This is a genomic window from Xanthomonas chitinilytica (assembly GCF_026107455.2).
Taxonomy (GTDB): domain Bacteria; phylum Pseudomonadota; class Gammaproteobacteria; order Xanthomonadales; family Xanthomonadaceae; genus Stenotrophomonas; species Stenotrophomonas chitinilytica.
Genome location: NZ_JAPCHY010000002.1, coordinates 85667 through 103242, shown reverse-complemented (window position 1 = coordinate 103242; position 17576 = coordinate 85667). Strand labels below are relative to the sequence as shown.

The following is a 17576-nucleotide window of genomic DNA, read 5'->3' as shown; positions in this document are numbered from 1 at the left end:
GGCCATCGTCACGCCGTCATCGTCACGTCGTTGCCTTGCCGCTGCAACCGAACCGTCGCGATCGCCGCCGAGCATGCGCGCAACGGGGAGCGAGGGAGGCGACGCGATGGCGACATTGCTGGAACGGACCCTGCAGCAACGGTATCCGGCCTGGTTCCGCGGCCACCGGGAGCGCCTGGTACGGCCGCTGCTGCGCGGCTTCGGGCGCTGGTCCGGGCTGGGCGCGGCCGAGCGGTTCCTGGCCGAATGCCCGCAACGCGGCGGGCTGGCGTTCGTGCGCGAGGCGCTGGACTACCTGCAGGTCTCCCTGCGCGTGGCCGATGGGCAACTGCAGCGCATCCCCCGCCGCGGCCGGCTGCTGATCCTGGCCAATCATCCTTCCGGCGCGCGCGATGCGCTGGCCCTGCTCGACGCGGTCGGCTCGGTGCGCCCGGACGTGCGCATCCTCGCCAACGACTGGCTGCAGGCGATCGAGCCGCTGCGCGGACTGCTGCTGCCGGTACGGATGCTGGGCGGGGTGCCGTCGCGTTCCAACATCGCCGCGGTGGAGCAGGCGCTGGAGCGGGAGCAGTGCGTGATCGTGTTCCCGGCCGGCGAGGTGTCGCGGCTGGGCCTGCATGGCGTGCGCGACGGGCGCTGGCACCGCGGCTGCCTGCACTTCGCCCGCCGCACCGGCACCCCGCTGCTGCCGGTGTGCATCCGCGCACGCAACTCGGCGTTGTTCTACGGCACCTCGGCGCTGTTCAAGCCGGCCGCCACCGCGCTGCTGGCGCGCGAGGCGCTGGCCCGGCGCCGGCAGCGGGTCGAGCTGTACATCGGCCGGCCGCGGCAGGCGCCCGACGCCCTGGGCGACGATCGCCGCGAACTGCATGCGCTGCGGCGCGAGCTCTACGCCCTGGCGCAGCCCGGCCGCCAAGGCCCGGTCCCGCTGGCCGCGGCGCCGGACCCGGAGCGGGTGCAGGCGGGCATCGAGGCGCTGCCGTTGCTCGGACACACCCTGGACGGCAAGCAGGTGCGGGCCGGCACGCTGGCGCTGGACTCGCCGCTGCTGCGCGAGATCGGCCGCCTGCGCGAGCTGACCTTCCGCGAGGTCGGCGAGGGCACCGGCCAGGCACTGGACCTGGACCGCTTTGATGCCTGGTACGAACACATCGTGCTGTGGGACCCGCCGCAGCGCCGCATCGTCGGCGCCTACCGCGTGGCGCGCTGCGCCGGGCTGATCGCGCGGCGCGGCCTGGCCGGGCTGTATACCGCCAGCCTGTTCGACTACGACGATGCCATGGTGCCGCGGCTGGCGCAGGCGCTGGAACTGGGGCGCAGCTTCGTGGTGCCCGACTACTGGGGCAGCCGCAGCATCGACTACCTGTGGCAGGGCATCGGCGCCTACCTGCGGCGGCATCCGCAGATCCGCTACCTGGTCGGCGCGGTGTCGATCAGCGCCTCGCTGCCGGAACCGGCGCGCGTGCAGATCGTCGCCTACTACAGCCGCTACCATGCCGCCGGCACCGACGAGGTCAAGGCGCGGCGGCCGTTCGCACGGCAGGCGCCGGCGGCGCTGTTCGAGGCGCTGGACGCGGCCACCGCGATGCGGGTGCTGAAGGAGAACCTGGATGCGCTGGGCGCCGCCGTCCCGATGCTCTACAAGCAGTACGTCGAACTGTGCGAACCGGGCGGGGCGCGGTTCCTCGCTTTCGGCGTGGACCCGGATTTCAGCGATTCGGTGGACGGCCTGATCGAAGTCGACCTGCAGCGGCTGAAACCGAAGAAGCGCGAGCGCTATCTCGGTGCCGCGGCGCCGCTCGAGGCCGCCGCGGCGCAGACCCGCGGGGTGCCGGCATGAGCATCGCCCAGCTGCATCCGCACCGGCGCAGCCTGTTCGTCTCCGACCTGCACCTGGGCGCGCACTACTGCCATGCCGCCGAGTTCGCCGATTTCCTCGGCCAGCAGCGCTGCGACACGCTGTACCTGGTGGGCGACATCGTCGACCTGTGGTGGATGTCGCAACACCGCGCCAGCTGGGGCGCAGCGCACCAGCGCGTGGTCGAGGCGCTGCACGACAAGGCCCGATCCGGCACCACGCTGATCTACGTGCCGGGCAACCACGATCGCGCCATCCGCCGTTTCTGCGGCCTGGCGATCCCGGCCATGCAGGTGCGCCGCCGCGCCATCCACGTCACCGCCGACGGCCGCCGGCTGCTGGTCACCCATGGCGACGACTACGACGCGCAGACCCAGTTCGGCGGCCTGCAGGAACGCTTCGGCGACTGGCTGTACGAACGCATCCTCGGCGGCAATCGCCTCACCAACCGGCTGCGCCGGCGCCTGGGCCTGCGCTACTGGTCGCTGGCCGAGTACCTGAAACGGCAGAGCGGCGCGGCCGGGCGCTACATCGCCCGCTTCGAGCAGGCCGGCCTGCTCGACGTGCGCCGGCGCGGCCTGGACGGCATCGTCTGCGGCCATATCCATCGTGCGGCGCTGTTCGAACGCGATGGGCTGGTGTACGCCAACGACGGCGACTGGGTGGAGAGCCTCACCGCGCTGGCCGAGGCGCCCGACGGCAGCCTGTCGCTGCTGTCGCATACCGGGCAGACGCTGCTGCAGCTGCCGGCCCGCTCGCCCCTGCAGCGCGCCGCCTGAGCGACGCGGCCGCGGGTTCCGGCCCCCGGTACGGCGGCGGCATGAGAGCTTCCCCACGCGGATGCCGCTATGCTGGCGATCCTCGCAGCAGGCTATTCCGAGGGGAACAAGGTGCGGTCAAGACAGGGACCACTGGCCCACAGCGCTGGTCGGCCATGGACGGGCTGGAAGGCCCGGTTGGGATTGTCGCTGGCGCTGGTCACCGGCGCGGCTGCGGCGCAACAGGCGCCGGCGCTGAGCTACGCGCAGGCGCAGGAGCGCCTGCTGCAGGTCTCCGATGCGCTGGCCGCGGCCGAGGCCGGCGTGCGCAACAAGCAGGACCTGCAGGACGCCACCCGCTACCTGCGGCTGCCGGAGATCACCGGCGAAGTACGCCGCATGCAGTTCCAGAAGACGCTGCAACTGCCGCTGGGCTCGCTGGCGCCGGTGGCCGAGGAGTACGGCATCGAGTCGCCGCTGGAATTCGGCGAGCGCGACTGGCGCACCCGGCCGGTGCTGACCGCGACCGTGCCGCTGTATACCGGTGGGCTGATCCCGGCCGCGCAGGAAGCGGCGCAGGCCGCCACGCAACAGGCGCAGGCCGAGCGCGAGGCGCAGCGGCAGTCGCTGTCGCTGCAGCTGGTGCAGGCCTACTTCGGGCAGCAACTGGCCGAGCAGGCGGTGCAGGTGCGGCGCGAGGTGCGCGATGGCCTGCAGCGTCACCTGGAGGATGCGCAGAAGCTCGAGCGCGAGGGTTTCGCCACCCGCGCCCAGCGGTTGCAGGCCAACGTCGCCCGCGACAAGGCCGAGCGCGAGTACCAGAAGGCGGTGAACGACCTGGCCACCCTGCAGCAGGCGCTGTCCACGCTGCTGCGCAGCGGCGGCCCGGTGCAGCCGTCCTCGCCGTTGTTCGTGATCGACGCGCCGGTGGGCGCGCGCGAGGAATTCGAGCAGATGGCCCTGCGCCGCCACCCGCAGATCGACCGCCTGCGTGCGCTCGCCGCGCAGGCCGAGCAGGGCATCCGGGTGCAGCAGGCCAAGCTCAAGCCGCAGCTGTACCTGTTCGGCCAGTACGACCTGCGTCGCCGCGATGCGCTGCTGACCGACGCCGACTGGGCGTTCGGCGTCGGCCTGCGCTACACCTTCCTGTCGCCGGGCATGCGGCCGCTGCAGGTCAGCGCCGCACGCGCGCAGCTCGACCAGGCGCAGGCCGGCCTGGGCGAGGCCGAGAACCAGGTCCGGCTGGGCGTGGGCAAGGCGTGGAACGAGCTGGACACCGCACGCGTGCAGTTCCGGCTGCTGGACAGCAGCATCGCCCAGGCCGAGGAGAACCTGCGGCTGCAGGAACTTTCCTTCCGCGAAGGGCAGGCCACCTCGCTGGACGTGATCGACGCCCGGCTGGCGCTGGGCGGTGTGCGCGTGGAGCGCGCGCAGGCGGCCTACCAGTACGACGTGGCATTGGCGCAGCTGCTCGAGGTGAGCGGGCAGATGGAACGGTTCGACGACTACCGCCAGCGGGCGGACAAGGTGCTGGAATGAGCGATTCACTGGACGTGGCGGCAACGGCGCAGGGGCGGCGACGGGTGATGGTGGGCGGCGGCCTGCTGCTGGCGCTGGTGGCGGTCGGGTTGTGGTTGGGGTTGCGCACGCCGAGCGACCAGGTCCAGGGCATGGCCGATGCCGACAACGTCAATGTCGCGGCCAAGGTCACCGCGCGGCTGGCGCGGCTGCACGTGCGCGAGGGCGACCGGGTCGCGGCCGGGCAGGCGCTGTTCGAGCTCGACAGCCCCGAGGTGGCGGCCAAGGAACGCCAGGCCGAGGCCGCCGTCGCGGCGGCGCAGGCGATGGCCGCCAAGGCCGAAGAGGGCGCGCGCAGCGAGGACATCCGCGCCGCCGAGGCCAACTGGAAGCGCGCGGTGGCCGGCGCCGAGCTGGCGCGTTCGACCTTCCAGCGGGTGGACAACCTGTACCGCGAGGGCGTGGTGACCCGGCAGAAGCGCGACGAAGCGCAGGCGCAGGCGCGCAGTTCCGACGAACTGGCGCGGGCGGCGCGGGCGCAGTACGACCAGGCGCTGGCCGGTGCCCGCCGCCAGGACAAGGACGCCGCGCAGGCGCAGGTGCGGCAGGCCGAGGGCGTGGTGGCCGAGGTGGATGCCGCGCGCCAGGAGACGGTGGGGCATGCGCCGCTGGCCGGCGAGGTGAGCAAGCGCATGGCCGACGTCGGCGAACTGGTGCCGGCCGGCTACCCGGTGTTCACCCTGGTGGACATCGACCGCATGTGGGTGGCGATGCACCTGCGCGAGGACCAGCTGCGCGGGCTGAAGACCGGTGCGCGGCTGCAGGGCAGCATTCCGGCGCTGGACGGACGCAAGGCCGATTTCGAGGTCTATTTCATCAATCCGGCCGGCGACTACGCCACCTGGCGCAGCACCCGGCAGTCGTCCGGCTACGACGTGCGCAGTTTCGAGGTGCGGGTACGGCCGCTGCAGCCGATCGAGGGCTTCCGGCCCGGCATGAGCGTGCTGTTCGCATGGCCGCAGGGCTGACCCCGGGCGCGGGCGCAGCGTTCGCCGCCTCGTTGCGGCGCGAACTGCGGCACTGGCGGGCCGACCGCTGGGAGCTGGCGTTGGTCACGGCGATGCCGCTGCTGCTGATGGCGGCGATGGCGTGGTTGTTCTCCGGCTCGGTGTTGCGGCAGGTGCCGGTGGCGCTGGTGGACCTGGACGGCAGCGCCGCCAGTCGCGGGCTGGCACGGGCGATCGACGCCAGCCCCGGGGTGAAGGTGGTCAGCCAGCCGGCATCGCTGCAGCAGGCGCAGTCCGAACTGCGCGCGCTGCAGGTGTTCGCCATCGTGCTGGTGCCGCGCGATCTGAGCCGGCGCGCACTGCGCGGCGAGGCCGCCACGGTCCATGCGTTCTACAACGCCACCTACATGGCCACCGGGCAATCGGCGTCGCGCGACATCGCCGATGCGGTGGCCGCCTACAACGCGCGCATGCTCCGCGAGCAGATCGGGCGCCAGACCGGGCCGGGCAGGCTGCGTGCCGCGCCGGTGACGGTGCAGGCCACCGTGCTGCACAACCCCGCGCGCAGCTACGAGCTGTTCCTGTTGCCGCTGATCTTTCCGGCGCTGCTGTCGCTGCTGGCCGCGCTGGCGGTGGGTGGCGCGTTCGGGCGCGAGCTGCGCGACGGGCAACTCGCCGCCTGGCTTGGCGCGCGACCGTGGGCGGCGATGGCCGGCAAGCTGTTTCCCTACGTGGCGCTGTTCTCGCTGTACGGCGCGCTGGGCGTGCTGTACCTGGCCTGCGCGCGCGGCGACGGCGTGGCCGGCAGCCTGTGGCTGTTGCTGCTGGCGCAGCCGCTGTTCTACCTGGCCTGCGCCTGCTTCGCGTTGTTGTTCATCGCCGCGACCCGCGACATGGGCACCGGCCTGTCGCTGGTCGGGCTGAGCATCGGCACCGCGCTGGCTTTCTCCGGGGCGACGTTCCCGGTGATCGAGGCGCCGCTGTTCACCCGGGTGTGGAACGCGCTGCTGCCGCTGACCGCCTACGTGCAGGTGCAGATGCAGCAGCTGTTCATGGGCGCGCCATGGACGGTGTCGCTGCGGCCGCTGGGCGTGCTGGCGCTGATGGCGGCGCTGGCCGGCGGCATGGGTGCCGTACTGCTGGTGCGTGCCGCGCGGCCGCGTGCGGTGGCCGAGCCGGCGCAGGCATGAAACGGGTCGCGACCGCTTTCCGGGCGACCCTGCAGGCCGTGTTCGGCGACTCGTCCGTGCGTGCGGTGATGATCGGCGCGGTGCTGCTGTATTCGTTCTTCTATCCGGCGGCCTATCGCCACCAGGTGGCCAGCAACCTGCCGGTCGCGGTGGTGGACGCCGACCGCAGCGCCACCAGTCGCGACCTGCAGCGGCGGATCGATGCGCTGCGCGCGGTGCACATCGTCTCGCAGCCGGCGGAGCTGCGGCAGGCACGTGCGCAGCTGGAGGCCGGGCAGGTGGACGGCATCGTGCTGATCCCGGCGGGGCTGGAGCGCGACATCCTGCGCGGCGGCAGCGGCCAGCTGGTGCTGCTGGGCAACGGCGCCTACCTGAGCCGGGCCAGCGCGATCCTCAACGGGCTGGCCGAGGGCGTGACCGCCTTCGCCCGCCAGCAGGCGATGCGCCAGGCCGCCTTCATGGGGCCGCCGCAGGCCGCGCCGCTGGAGCTGGTGCAGCGCCCGCTGTTCAACACCCGCGAGGGCTACGGCAGCAGCGTGGTGCCGGGCGTGGCCGAGCTGATCGTGCACCAGACCCTGCTGCTGGGCATCGGCGTGCTGCTTGGCAGCCGTCGCGCACAGCTGGGCCGGCGCCTGCATTTCGACCTCGACACGCTGCTGGGCATGGTGCTGGCGTTCGGCCTGGTCGCGGTGTGCGGGCTGCTCTACTACGTGGGCTTCAATGCCTGGGCGCAGGACTACCCGCGCGGCGGCAACGTGCCCGGGCTGATGCTGGCGGTACTGCTGTTCGCGCTGGCGGCGGTGCCGTTCGGCCTGTTCGTGGGCAGTTTCTTCACCACCCGCGAGCGCGCCTTCCAGTACATCACCGCGGTCTCGATCCCGTTGTTCTTCCTGTCCAACCTGTCGTGGCCGGCGCTGGCCTCGCCGCCGCTGCTGGTGGCGCTGGCCAAGCTGCTGCCGACCACGGCCGGCATCAACGCCATCGTCCGCCTGCAGCAGATGGGGGCGCAGCTGCACGAGGTCGCCGGTGAACTGCTCAACCTGCTGCTGTTGGCGCTGCTGTACGCCGCGCTGGCGCTGTGGCGGTTCCGCGCGGCGCCGTCGGCCGGATAGCGCATTCCCGGCTGGCGGTCATCCGTCGTGCGGCCGCCGGCTGCTAGCATCTGCCGATGGATTCGCTCAGCCAGATCGTTCTCGGTGGTGCCGTCGCCGCCGCCATCGCCCCCGCCGGCCACCGCCGCGCCGCGTTGCTGGCCGGCGCCGCGCTGGGCACCGTGCCCGACCTCGACGGCCTGCTGATCGCGGCCTTCAGCGACAACCCGGTCACGTTGATGACGGTGCACCGCAGCTTCAGCCACTCGCTGTTCGTGCTGCCGCTGCTCGGGACCCTGGTCTGGTGGCTGTTCCGGCGCTTCGGCCACGGCCGGGTGGCGCAGGCGCCCGCGCGCTGGTGGTGGGCGATCGTGCTGGCCCTGGTCACCCATCCGCTGCTCGATGCCTTCACCGTCTACGGCACCCAGCTGTGGTGGCCGCTGACGCCATCGCCGACGATGTGGTCCAGCGTGTTCATCATCGATCCGCTCTATACCGTGTGGCTGGCGCTGGCCTGCGCGGTGGCGTGGTTCGCGCGGGCGCGGCCCTTGGCGCAGCGCGCGCTGGCGGCCGGGCTGGTGTTGAGCAGCGGCTACCTGGGCTGGTCGCTGCTGGCCAAGGGCATGGTCGAGCGCGAGGCCGAGCGCGCGCTGGTGGCGATGGGACTGGGAGATGCGCCGCGCTTCTCGGTGCCGATGCCGTTCAACACGCTGCTGTGGCGGGTGGTGGCGATGACGCCCAGCGGCTACGTGGTCGGCGACCGCTCGCTGTGGGCGGACCACGGGCCGATGCGGTTCCAGGGCCATCCCTCCAACGTGCAGGCATTGCGGCAGGCGGCGCAGATCCCGGTGGTGGCGCGGCTGCAATGGTTCAATCGCGGCTTCATGCGCGCCCAGGTGCAGGACGGCACGCTGGTGCTCAGCGACCTGCGCATGGGGCTGGAGCCGGACTACAACTTCAATTTCGCCGTGGCCCGGGCCGAGGGCGAGGGCTGGAAGGAGATGGCGCCGGAGCAGCTGCGGCCGGCCTATCGCGAACAGGGCGGCCGCGAACTGCTGGCGCAGCGCCTGCAGGGCATGTGGCAGCGCATCTGGACCATGCCGGCGCAGGACCATCCGGCGGCGGCGCCGGAGAACCGCGTCGCGCTGCCGGAAGCCGGCCAGCCGCCGCGCGGCTGATTCCCCGGCGGAACGTGCGGGGCGGGCGTTCGCGTCCGCCCGCGCATCGCCGCCGGCTCAGTACACCGTGGCCCGCGCCTGCACGAACGAATAGAAGAACACCGCGTTCGGGTCGTTCTGCACCTGGCCGAATTCGCGGCGCATGCCGTCCACCGTGGCCTGGTCGACCTTGTCGGCCGCCAGCAGCTGGTCGGCCGCCGACAGCAGCAGTTCTTCCCACAGCGCGAACATGGTCTTGCGCCGCGCCGGCTCGCGGTTGTCCAGGTGCAGGGTCCGGGTCTGCGTCTGCACGTCGCGGAAGCCGCCGGCCAGCAGCAGGTTGCCGAGCTTGGCGCCGACGAACGGATCGCCGCCGCTGTCGATCTGGAAGTCGTTGAACGCCATCCAGTAGCGCCACAGGTTCGGCGAATAGGGATCGAGCAGGAACGAGGCGTTCATCACCTCGGTCACGAACACCGGCGAGCCCGGGCTGAGCACGCGCCGCACCTCGGCCAGCGCGCGCGCCGGCGACGGCACGTGCTCCAGCACCCAGCACAGGAAGGCGCCGTCGAAGCTGCGCGGCTCGAACGGCAGGTCGCTGGCGTCGGCGCGCTGGAAGGTGTAGCGCCCTTCCAGCCAGGGCATCGCACCGAGCTGCTCGGTGGCGGCCGCCAGCTGGCGTTCGTTGAGGTCGACCCCGGTGACCCGCAGCTCGGGGAAGCGGCGCAGCAGGATCTCGGTCTGCGCGCCGACGCCGCTGCCGACCTCCAGCACGTGGCGGGCATTGCAGAAGTCGATGTCGTGGAAGACCGTCGGCTCGAACAGCTTCGCCTGTTTGCGCAGCCGGGCCTGCTCGGTGGCCGAGAATCCATGCAGGTAGGGGAAGTCGTTCAGCGTCATGTGGACTGCATCGTCGGGAAAGCCCGCCAGTATCCTGCCGCGGATGCAGGCCGGTGTGCACGCTGCGGGAATCAGTGTTGCCGTGGTCGCGTCGATCGTTGCGCGGCAAGGCTTTCCGTCATCGCGCGGCAGATGGCATTGGTTTCTTTTGAAATTACTTTCCGGCATGAGGGCCGGCGACGGGCCATGCCGGCCCGGTGTGGATCAGGCCGCTTCGGCGCGGTCGCCGGCGATCAGCCCGTCGAAATAGTCGGTGGTCAGCCGGATCTGGCTGTCGGCGTCGTCGGCGCGGTTGACCACCGCGCGGAAGGCGGCATTCTCCGGCCGGTCCCTGGCGTACCAGCCCAGGTGCTTGCGGGCGATGCGCACGCCCTGCGGTTCGCCGTAGAACGCATGCAGGGCTTCCAGGTGGCCGAGCAGGATGTCGCGCACCTCGGTCAGCGACGGCGGCGGCAGCTCCTGGCCGGTCGCCAGGTAGTGGGCGATCTCGCGGAAGATCCACGGCCGGCCCTGGGCGGCGCGGCCGACCATCACCGCATCGGCCCCGGTATGGGCCAGCACCTGCGCGGCCTTGCGCGGCGAGTCGATGTCGCCGTTGGCGATCACCGGGATGTCCAGCATCGCCTTGATCGCGGCGATGGTGTCGTACTCGGCGGTGCCGGTGTAGTGCTGGTCGCGGGTGCGGCCGTGCACCGCCAGCGCCTGGATCCCGTTGTCCTGCGCGATGCGGGCGATGGCCGGTGCGTTGCGTACTTCGGCGCACCAGCCGGTGCGGATCTTCAGCGTCACCGGCACGTCCACCGCGCCCACCACCGCCTCCAGGATGCGCGCCACCAGCGTCTCGTCGCGCATCAGCGCCGAGCCGGCCCAGGCGTTGCAGACCTTCTTGGCCGGGCAGCCCATGTTGATGTCGATGATCTGCGCGCCATGGTCGACGTTGTAGCGCGCGGCCTCGGCCAGCTGCCGCGGCTCGGTGCCGGCGATCTGCACGCTGACCGGCGCCGGCTCGCCGGCGTGGTCCATGCGGTGGATCGACTTGCGGGTGTTCCAGAAGCGCGGATCGGAGATGGTCATTTCCGAGGCGGCCAGGCCCGCGCCCAGGCGCTTGCACAACAGCCGGAACGGCTTGTCGGTGACGCCGGCCATGGGCGCCAGCACCACGTTGGGAGCGATGGAATAGGGGCCGATCTGCATGGTGCGTATTGTAGTGCGCGGGCGCCCGCGCGAATGCGCCCGTACCTGTAGGAGCGACGTCCGTCGCTCCTACGGGGTGGCGGGGGTCAGGCGGTTTCGTCCACCACCGCGGCATCCGGGGCGTTGCTCTTGACCGAGGCGATGCCGTTCTCGCGACCGGCCTCGCTCTCGTACAGCTCGCTGGTGCCGATCACCTGGCCGTTGCCGGCCAGCAGGTTGAAGAACGGCTTGCCGTTGCTGGCGGCCTTGCGCTCGTAGCGGCCGTCGTCGGGGCTGTTCTTCTTCACCGACTCGATGCCGTTCCGGCAGCCGCCCTTGTCGGCGTAGCCCTGGCTGGTCAGGATCACCTGCCCGTTGCCGGCCTTGAGGTTGAACTGGAAGTCGCCGTTGCTGCGCTTGCTGATGACGAACCTGCCTGCCATGGAACCCTCCTGGTTTTCAGTGGGAATGCCGCAGCGGCAATGTACCCGAACGGCGCCGCGAGGGCGCCATCCGCGGAATCAGCCGGCGTCGGCCGGGGTGAAGTGCGGCATCGCCACGGCGGCGCCTTCCTTCTCGGTGGAGCGGCCGGCGAACTGGTTGGCGAAACGCACGTGGCGGGCGAATGCGGCTTCCGGATCGTGGGCGATGGAGGCGGCCAGCGCGCCGTTGAAGGCATCGCCGGCGCCGGTGGTATCCAGTACCTGCACCTGCTCGGCGCCCACCCGGTAATACGGCTGGGCGTCGCCGCGCAGGTTCTCCTCGGCATGCGAGACGAACACGCCGACCGAACCCAGCGTCACCACCACGGTGCCGTTGCCCACCAGCTTGCGGCACAGCGCATGCAGGCTGGCGCCGTCCAGCGCGGCGACGTCGTTGGCGTCCACGCGCTCGCCGACGTGGCGGCCGAGCAGGGCGGCGAACTCGGTCTCGTTGGGGGTCAGCACGTCGGCCAGCTTGAGCAGGCCGATGCTGGAGGGAGCGTCGGCGGGCGCGGCGTTGAGCACGGTGACGACACCGGCCTCGCGGGCGATGGCCAGCGCCGCCTCGATGGTTTCCACCGGCGATTCCAGCTGCGCCAGCAGCACCCGGGCGCCGGCGATCAGCGCGCGCTGGGCTTCGACGAAGCCGGTGCTCAGCGCGGCATTGGCGCCGGGGCCGATGACGATGGTGTTGCGGCCGCGGCTGTCGACGTAGATGCCGCCGGTGCCGGTGGGCTCGTCGCTGGCCTCGGCGACCAGGGCGAAGCCGTCCTGCTGCGCCAGCCCGCGTGCCATCGCACCGCCGGCGTCCTCGCCCAGCGCGCACAGGAAGGTGGTGTCCGCGCCGGCGCGGCGGGCGGCCACGGCCTGGTTGAAACCCTTGCCGCCGGGGCCGGTGCTGTAGCGTCCGGCAATGGTCGCGCCCGGCGCGGGCAGGGCTTCGCAGCGCCAGACGTGATCGACATTGAAGGAACCGGCAACGACGACAGAACTCATGGAATCCATTTCTCGATAGGGGACAGGGGATCAGCCGAAATGCGTCAGCACGCCGGCGATGGTGGCCGTCATCAGCGTGGCGATGGTACCGCCCAGGACCGCGCGCAGGCCAAACTTGGCCAGATCGTGGCGGCGTTCGGGAGCCAGGCCGCCGATGCCGCCGATCTGGATGGCGATCGAGCTGAAGTTGGCGAAGCCGCACAGCGCGTAGGTCGCGATCAGGCGGCCCTCGTCGGACAGCATCACCCCCGGGGTCTGGCCGTTGACGATGTTGGCCAGCTGCAGGTAGGCGACGAACTCGTTGATGACCACCTTCTGGCCGATCAGCGAGCCGACGGTGGTGGCGTCGGCCCACGGGGTGCCGATCACCCAGGCGATCGGCGCCAGCACGTAGCCGAAGATCGCCTGCAGGTTGAGCTGGAACGGGGTGCCGACCAACTGGCTCATCCAGCCATTGAGGGTGAAGCCGTCCGGGGAATGGACCAGGCCGAGGCCGGCGGCGCACAGCAGCAGCGTGCCGAGCGAGGCGAACAGGGGCGCATTTTCCAGCAGGCGCGGCGGCCGCGGCAGGGAGAACAGCTTCAGCCGCTGGCCCAGCGCGACCGCGGCGGCCGCGCCGGCGACCAGCAGGGCCGCCGTCAGGATCCAGCCCGCCCAGACCGACATCGTGCTCCACTCGTATTCGCCCAGCCAGGTCAGCGGCGCGTTGACCATCGCGATCAGGGCGATGAACGCCAGCAGCATCGCGCCGATGTTCAGCGCCAGCTTGAGGCCGTCGGCGGCGCCGCCGGCGGCGGCGTCGATGATGTTGCTGGAGGTCTTCTCCACTTCCATCTTGACCGTGCCGCGGGTCAGCGGGGTACCGGTCTCCGGCACCAGCAGCTTGGCGATCACCAGCGTGGCCGGCGCGGCCATGATGCTGGCGGCCAGCAGGTGCTTGGCGTAGAACGCCTGCTGTTCCGGATCGCCGCCGCCGAGCATGCCGACGTAGGCCGCCAGCACGCCGCCGGCGATGTGGGCCATGCCGCCGATCATCATCGTGATCAGTTCGGACTGGGTCATCTTGGATATGTACGGGCGCACCGTCAGCGGCGCCTCGGTCTGGCCGATGAACACGCTGGCGCAGACGCTGGTGGTCTCGGCGCCGGACACGCGCATCACCTTGGTGATCGCCAGCGCCATCACCCGCACGATCGCCTGCATCACTCCCAGGTGGTACATCACGCCCATCAGCGCGGCGAAGAAGATGATGGTGGGCAGCACCTGGAAGGCGAAGATGAAACCGTAGGTGCCGGTGTCCATCAGGCCGCCGAAGATGAAGCTGGAGCCTTCGTTGACGAAGCTCAGGATCTTGACGAAGCCGTGGCCCAGCCAGTCGAACACGTCGCGTCCGCCGGGAACCAGCAGCACCACCGCGGCGAAGCCGATCTGCAGGATGATGCCGGTGGCGATCAGCTTCCAGTCCACTGCGCGCTTGTTGTTGGAAAACAGCCAGGTGATGCCGATGAGCACCGCCAAACCGAACAGGCCGAAGCCGATCCTGCCCAAACCTTCGACCATGTGAGTTCCCCGGGGCGCCGCAAAAACCGCAAGCCTAGAGCAGCGGGGTGATGCGCGGCAAGGAAAATCCGTTGTGGTGCAGGCATTTGCCGCAATCCGGCCGGCATCGGCAAGGCCGGGCCAGGGGCCCGGGCGGCTACACTGGCGCCCCGTCCGCACCGGTCGCGGACCCGTTACCAGGAGCCTGCCATGCACTACCGTCGTCTTGGATCCACCGGCCTGCAGCTGTCGGCGCTGTCGTTCGGCGCCTGGGTGACCTTCGGCGGGCAGATCGGACGCGACGAGGCGCGCAACTTGGTGGCCGCCGCCTGGGACCAGGGTGTCAACTTCTTCGACAACGCCGAGGTTTACGCCCATGGCCGCGCCGAACAGGTGATGGGCGACGTCATTGCCGACCTGCGGCTGCCGCGCGACGGCTACTGCGTGTCCAGCAAGGTGTTCTTCGGCGCGGTGGAATCGCCGCGGCCGACCCAGCGCGGGCTGTCGCGCAAGCACGTCACCGACGCCTGCCATGCCGCGCTCAAGCGCCTGCGGGTCGACTACCTGGACCTTTTCTATTGCCATCGCCCGGATCCGGACACCCCCATCGCCGAGACCGTGCTGGCGATGGATACCCTGATCCGCCAGGGCAAGGTGCTGTACTGGGGCACTTCGGAGTGGTCGGCGGCGCAGATCCGCGAGGCCATGGACATCGCCGAGGCGCGCAACCTGCACGCCCCGTCGATGGAGCAGCCGCAGTACAACCTGCTGCATCGGCAGCGGGTGGAGCACGAGTACGCACCGCTGTACGCCCGCCCGGGCCTGGGCACCACGATCTGGTCGCCGCTGGCCTCGGGCCTGCTGACCGGCAAATACAACGACGGCATCGATCCCGGCTCGCGGCTGGGCCAGGAATCGCTGGGCTGGCTGCAGGAATCGGTGCTGGGCGACCCGGCCGAACGCCGCCTGGAGAAGGTGCGGCGCTTCACCGCACTGGCGCGCGAACTGGGCGAATCCCCGGCGCAGCTGGCGATCGCCTGGTGCCTGCGCAACCCCAACGTGTCCAGCGTGATCCTCGGCGCCAGCCGGGTGGCGCAGCTGGAGGAGAACCTGGGGGCGCTGGCGCTGCTGGAGCGCCACGCCGATGCGGACTGGCAACGGCTGGCGGCGATTTTCGACTGAGTGCGCGGCAGGGCGGGGCCGGTCCTGCGATCCCGGCGCCGGTCGCTGGGGCGATCGATTGTCTTGAGCTATCGAATTTCCCGTGTCAATCGATAATTCCGGGCAAAATCCGGACGATTCCAGTTGCGTAGTAACTGAGAATCATTATCATTCAAATCGTCCTCCGCACCGAGTCCTGACGATGAATGCCCAACCTGTGTTGTTGCGCCCGCAAGTCCTCAGCCTGCGTGAACGTCCTGTCCGCGTGGTGCCGGCCGAAGAAGTGCTCGACAGCGCGGCCCTGCTCAAGGGCCAGCGCGAAGTGCTGATCCAGCATGGCGACCGCTTCTACCGGCTGCGCCATACCAGCAACGACAAGCTGATCCTTACCAAGTAAGCCAAACAGATTCCCGGCGTTACGCCAGCCATGGCGCGTCCTCTCCCGCGCCCGCCCGCCTGAAGCGTCCTGTTCTCTCCCCTCGGCCATGCGGTCGCGGCGCCTGATCGCCGCGGCTGCGTCGCCGGGGTCTTCCGTTCTCCCGTTCGACGCCAGGCACCATGATCCGACCGACCCTTCTAAGCGCCGCCCTGTGGGCAGTGCTCTCCTCCGCCCATGCCGAATCTGCGGCCGATGCCCGCGACGCGCGCGACTTCGACCGCATCCAGGTCACCGCCACCCGCACCGAGCGGGCGCTGGCCGACGTGCCGGCCACGGTCGACGTGATCGACCGCGAACAGCTCGACGACCACCTGGTCCGCGACATCAAGGACCTGGTGCGCTACGAGCCGGGCGTGTCGGTGACCGGCGGCGCCGGCCGCTTCGGCCTGAACGGCTTCCGCATCCGCGGCCTGGACGCCAACCGCGTGCTGATCCAGACCGACGGCATCGCCATGCCCAGGTCGTTCGACATCGGCAGCTTCTCCAACGCCAACCGCAATTTCACCGACCTGGAAACGCTCAAGCGGGTGGAGATCGTGCGCGGTCCGGCCAGTTCGCTGTACGGCTCCGATGCGCTCGGCGGCGTGGTCGCGTTCGTGACCAAGGACCCGGCCGACTACCTCAAGGACGGCAAGGACAGCCATGTCGGCCTGAAGTTCGGCTACGACGGCGACTGGGAAGGACTGCTCGGCAGCGTCACCACCGCCTTCGGCGGCGAACGCTGGAGCGGCATGGTCAACTTCAACCATCGCCAGGGCAAGGAAACCGAAACCGCCGGCGAGGTGCGCAGCGAAGACAACACCCGCACCGCGGCCAATCCGCAGCAGCGCGACGGCCGCAGCCTGCTGGGCAAGCTGGTGTACGCACCAGGCGAGGACCAGCGCTTCAAGCTGACCGTCGATGCCAACGAGGACTACGTCGATACCGACGTGCTGTCCTCCATCGACCGCGTCACCACCGTCGGCATGCAGGCGCGCGACCACCAGACCCGCGCCCGCGTGTCGCTCGGGCACGAGATGGACGCGCTCGCGGCCGGCTTCGCCGACAGCCTGTCCTGGCAGGTCTACCGCCAGGACAGCGAGACCACCCAGCGCACCCACGAAGGCCGCGGCGATGGCAGCACCCGCCACCGCGAGTTCAACTTCGACCAGCGCGTCTACGGGTTGCAGGCGACGTTCCACAAGGACCTGGCCGGCGGCAGCGTCGAGCACGCCCTGACCTACGGCTTCGACGGCGCCTGGACCGAGACCCGGCAGAAGCGCGACGGCTACCAGGTACTGGCCAACGGCAGCACCAGCACCACGATCCTGCCCGACGCGTTCCCGGTGCGCGATTTCCCGATCAGCAAGACCACCGAGCTGGGCCTGTACGTGCAGGACGAGATGCGCTTCGCCGATGGCCGCCTGTCGCTGGTGCCGGGCCTGCGCGTGGACCACTACGAACTGCGCCCGGAGGTGGACGCCATCTTCGCCGGGGACAATCCCGGCGTGGCCGTGGCCGACCTGACCGAGACCAGCGTGTCGCCGAAGCTGGGCCTGGTCTGGCGCTTCGCCGACCAGTGGTCGCTGTTCGCCGGCTATGCGCACGGGTTCCGCTCGCCGCCGTACAACGACGTCAACCTGGGCTTCACCAACGTGATGTTCGGCTACACCGCGATCCCCAATCCGGACCTGAAGCCGGAGACCAGCGACGGCATCGAACTGGGCATCCGTTTCCTCGGCCCGGCCGCCTACGTCAGCCTGAGCAGCTACTACAACGACTATCGCGATTTCATCGAATCGCAGCGCTTCGTCGGCGTCAACGACCAGGGGCTGATGGTGTTCCAGTCGCAGAACGTCGCCGATGCGGAGATCTATGGCGCCGAACTGAAGGCCGGGGTCGATTTCGGGCAGCTCGGCGAAGCGCTCGACGGCTGGTCGCTGCGCGGCGCGGTGGCATGGTCGCGCGGCCAGGACAAGACCGACGACGTGCCGCTGGAATCGATCGACCCGTTGCGTGGCTCGCTCGGCGTGGCGTTCGACCGCGACACCTGGGGCGTGGAGCTGGCCGGCAGTTTCGCCCGCCGCAAGGACCGCCTGGCCAGTACCACCGCCTACCGCCCGGCCGGCTACGGCGTGCTGGACCTGATGGCGCACTGGGCGTTCACCCCGGGCGCCAAGCTCAACGTGGGCGTGTTCAACCTGGGCGACCGCAAGTACACGGACTGGTCGGCCATCACCTCGTCGCTGGCCGGCAACAGCCCGGTGGTCGATCGCTTCACCAACCCCGGCCGCAACGTCTCGGTCAGCCTGGCGCTGGAGTGGTAGC

Annotated in this window: 15 protein-coding genes; 10 read left to right on the top strand and 5 right to left on the bottom strand. The window is 70.5% G+C overall.

Going from position 1 to position 17576, the window contains the following annotated elements; genetic code table 11:
* The first annotated feature begins 106 nt into the window (after positions 1 to 106).
* The 7 genes from olsF to OK345_RS02590 all read left to right on the top strand — a co-directional run bounded on the left by olsF (position 107) and on the right by OK345_RS02590 (position 8600).
* Positions 107 to 1840 carry a bifunctional ornithine lipid synthase OlsF gene (gene olsF / locus OK345_RS02620; RefSeq protein ID WP_265126354.1) on the top strand — a complete coding sequence of 578 codons (1734 nt, stop codon included), beginning with the start codon at positions 107 to 109 and terminating at the stop codon, positions 1838 to 1840.
* A complete protein-coding gene (locus OK345_RS02615; protein WP_265126353.1) occupies positions 1837 to 2637 on the top strand; it encodes a UDP-2,3-diacylglucosamine diphosphatase in 801 nt (266 codons plus the stop codon). Before olsF ends, OK345_RS02615 begins: the two co-directional genes overlap by 4 nt.
* 177 nt (positions 2638 to 2814) lie before the next feature.
* Entirely contained in the window at positions 2815 to 4155 is a 1341-nt protein-coding gene (locus OK345_RS02610; RefSeq protein ID WP_265126352.1) for a TolC family protein, read from the top strand.
* Complete coding sequence (locus OK345_RS02605; RefSeq protein WP_265126351.1) at positions 4152 to 5162, top strand: HlyD family secretion protein; 1011 nt, start codon at positions 4152 to 4154, stop codon at positions 5160 to 5162. The genes OK345_RS02610 and OK345_RS02605 overlap by 4 nt, the downstream gene beginning before the upstream one ends.
* The gene (locus OK345_RS02600) at positions 5147 to 6331 is read left to right on the top strand and encodes an ABC transporter permease (protein WP_265126350.1); all 1185 of its coding nucleotides are present in this window, start codon (positions 5147 to 5149) and stop codon (positions 6329 to 6331) included. The genes OK345_RS02605 and OK345_RS02600 overlap by 16 nt, the downstream gene beginning before the upstream one ends.
* Positions 6328 to 7443, top strand: coding sequence for an ABC transporter permease (locus OK345_RS02595; protein WP_265126349.1), 1116 nt, complete (start codon positions 6328 to 6330; stop codon positions 7441 to 7443). The genes OK345_RS02600 and OK345_RS02595 overlap by 4 nt, the downstream gene beginning before the upstream one ends.
* Positions 7444 to 7499: 56 nt before the next feature.
* Positions 7500 to 8600 carry a metal-dependent hydrolase gene (locus tag OK345_RS02590; protein WP_265126348.1) on the top strand — a complete coding sequence of 367 codons (1101 nt, stop codon included), beginning with the start codon at positions 7500 to 7502 and terminating at the stop codon, positions 8598 to 8600.
* 57 nt (positions 8601 to 8657) lie between these two features.
* Here the strand turns inward: OK345_RS02590 and OK345_RS02585 are convergent, their stop codons facing one another.
* The 5 genes from OK345_RS02585 to OK345_RS02565 form a co-directional block, all read right to left on the bottom strand.
* Positions 8658 to 9479, bottom strand: a complete 822-nt coding sequence (locus tag OK345_RS02585; protein WP_265126347.1) for a methyltransferase domain-containing protein — start codon at positions 9477 to 9479, stop codon at positions 8658 to 8660.
* A gap of 204 nt (positions 9480 to 9683) precedes the next feature.
* On the bottom strand, positions 9684 to 10673 hold the full coding sequence (dusB, locus tag OK345_RS02580; RefSeq protein ID WP_265126346.1) for a tRNA dihydrouridine synthase DusB: 990 nt from the start codon (positions 10671 to 10673) through the stop codon (positions 9684 to 9686).
* Between the two features lie 86 nt (positions 10674 to 10759).
* Positions 10760 to 11095: a YegP family protein gene (locus tag OK345_RS02575; RefSeq protein ID WP_265126345.1), complete on the bottom strand. Its 336-nt coding sequence runs from the start codon at positions 11093 to 11095 to the stop codon at positions 10760 to 10762.
* Positions 11096 to 11173: 78 nt separating this feature from the next.
* On the bottom strand, positions 11174 to 12130 hold the full coding sequence (locus OK345_RS02570) for a ribokinase (RefSeq protein WP_265126344.1): 957 nt from the start codon (positions 12128 to 12130) through the stop codon (positions 11174 to 11176).
* A gap of 30 nt (positions 12131 to 12160) precedes the next feature.
* Positions 12161 to 13690 carry a NupC/NupG family nucleoside CNT transporter gene (locus OK345_RS02565; RefSeq protein ID WP_265126343.1) on the bottom strand — a complete coding sequence of 510 codons (1530 nt, stop codon included), beginning with the start codon at positions 13688 to 13690 and terminating at the stop codon, positions 12161 to 12163.
* A 189-nt stretch (positions 13691 to 13879) separates the two neighbouring features.
* Between OK345_RS02565 and OK345_RS02560 the strand changes: the two genes are divergently transcribed.
* From OK345_RS02560 to OK345_RS02550, 3 genes are all read left to right on the top strand, one after another.
* Positions 13880 to 14851, top strand: coding sequence for a potassium channel beta subunit family protein (locus OK345_RS02560; RefSeq protein WP_265126342.1), 972 nt, complete (start codon positions 13880 to 13882; stop codon positions 14849 to 14851).
* A 181-nt stretch (positions 14852 to 15032) separates the two neighbouring features.
* Complete coding sequence (hemP, locus tag OK345_RS02555; protein ID WP_265126341.1) at positions 15033 to 15227, top strand: hemin uptake protein HemP; 195 nt, start codon at positions 15033 to 15035, stop codon at positions 15225 to 15227.
* A 161-nt stretch (positions 15228 to 15388) separates the two neighbouring features.
* A complete protein-coding gene (locus tag OK345_RS02550) occupies positions 15389 to 17575 on the top strand; it encodes a TonB-dependent hemoglobin/transferrin/lactoferrin family receptor (protein WP_265126340.1) in 2187 nt (728 codons plus the stop codon).
* Position 17576: the final 1 nt, after the last annotated feature.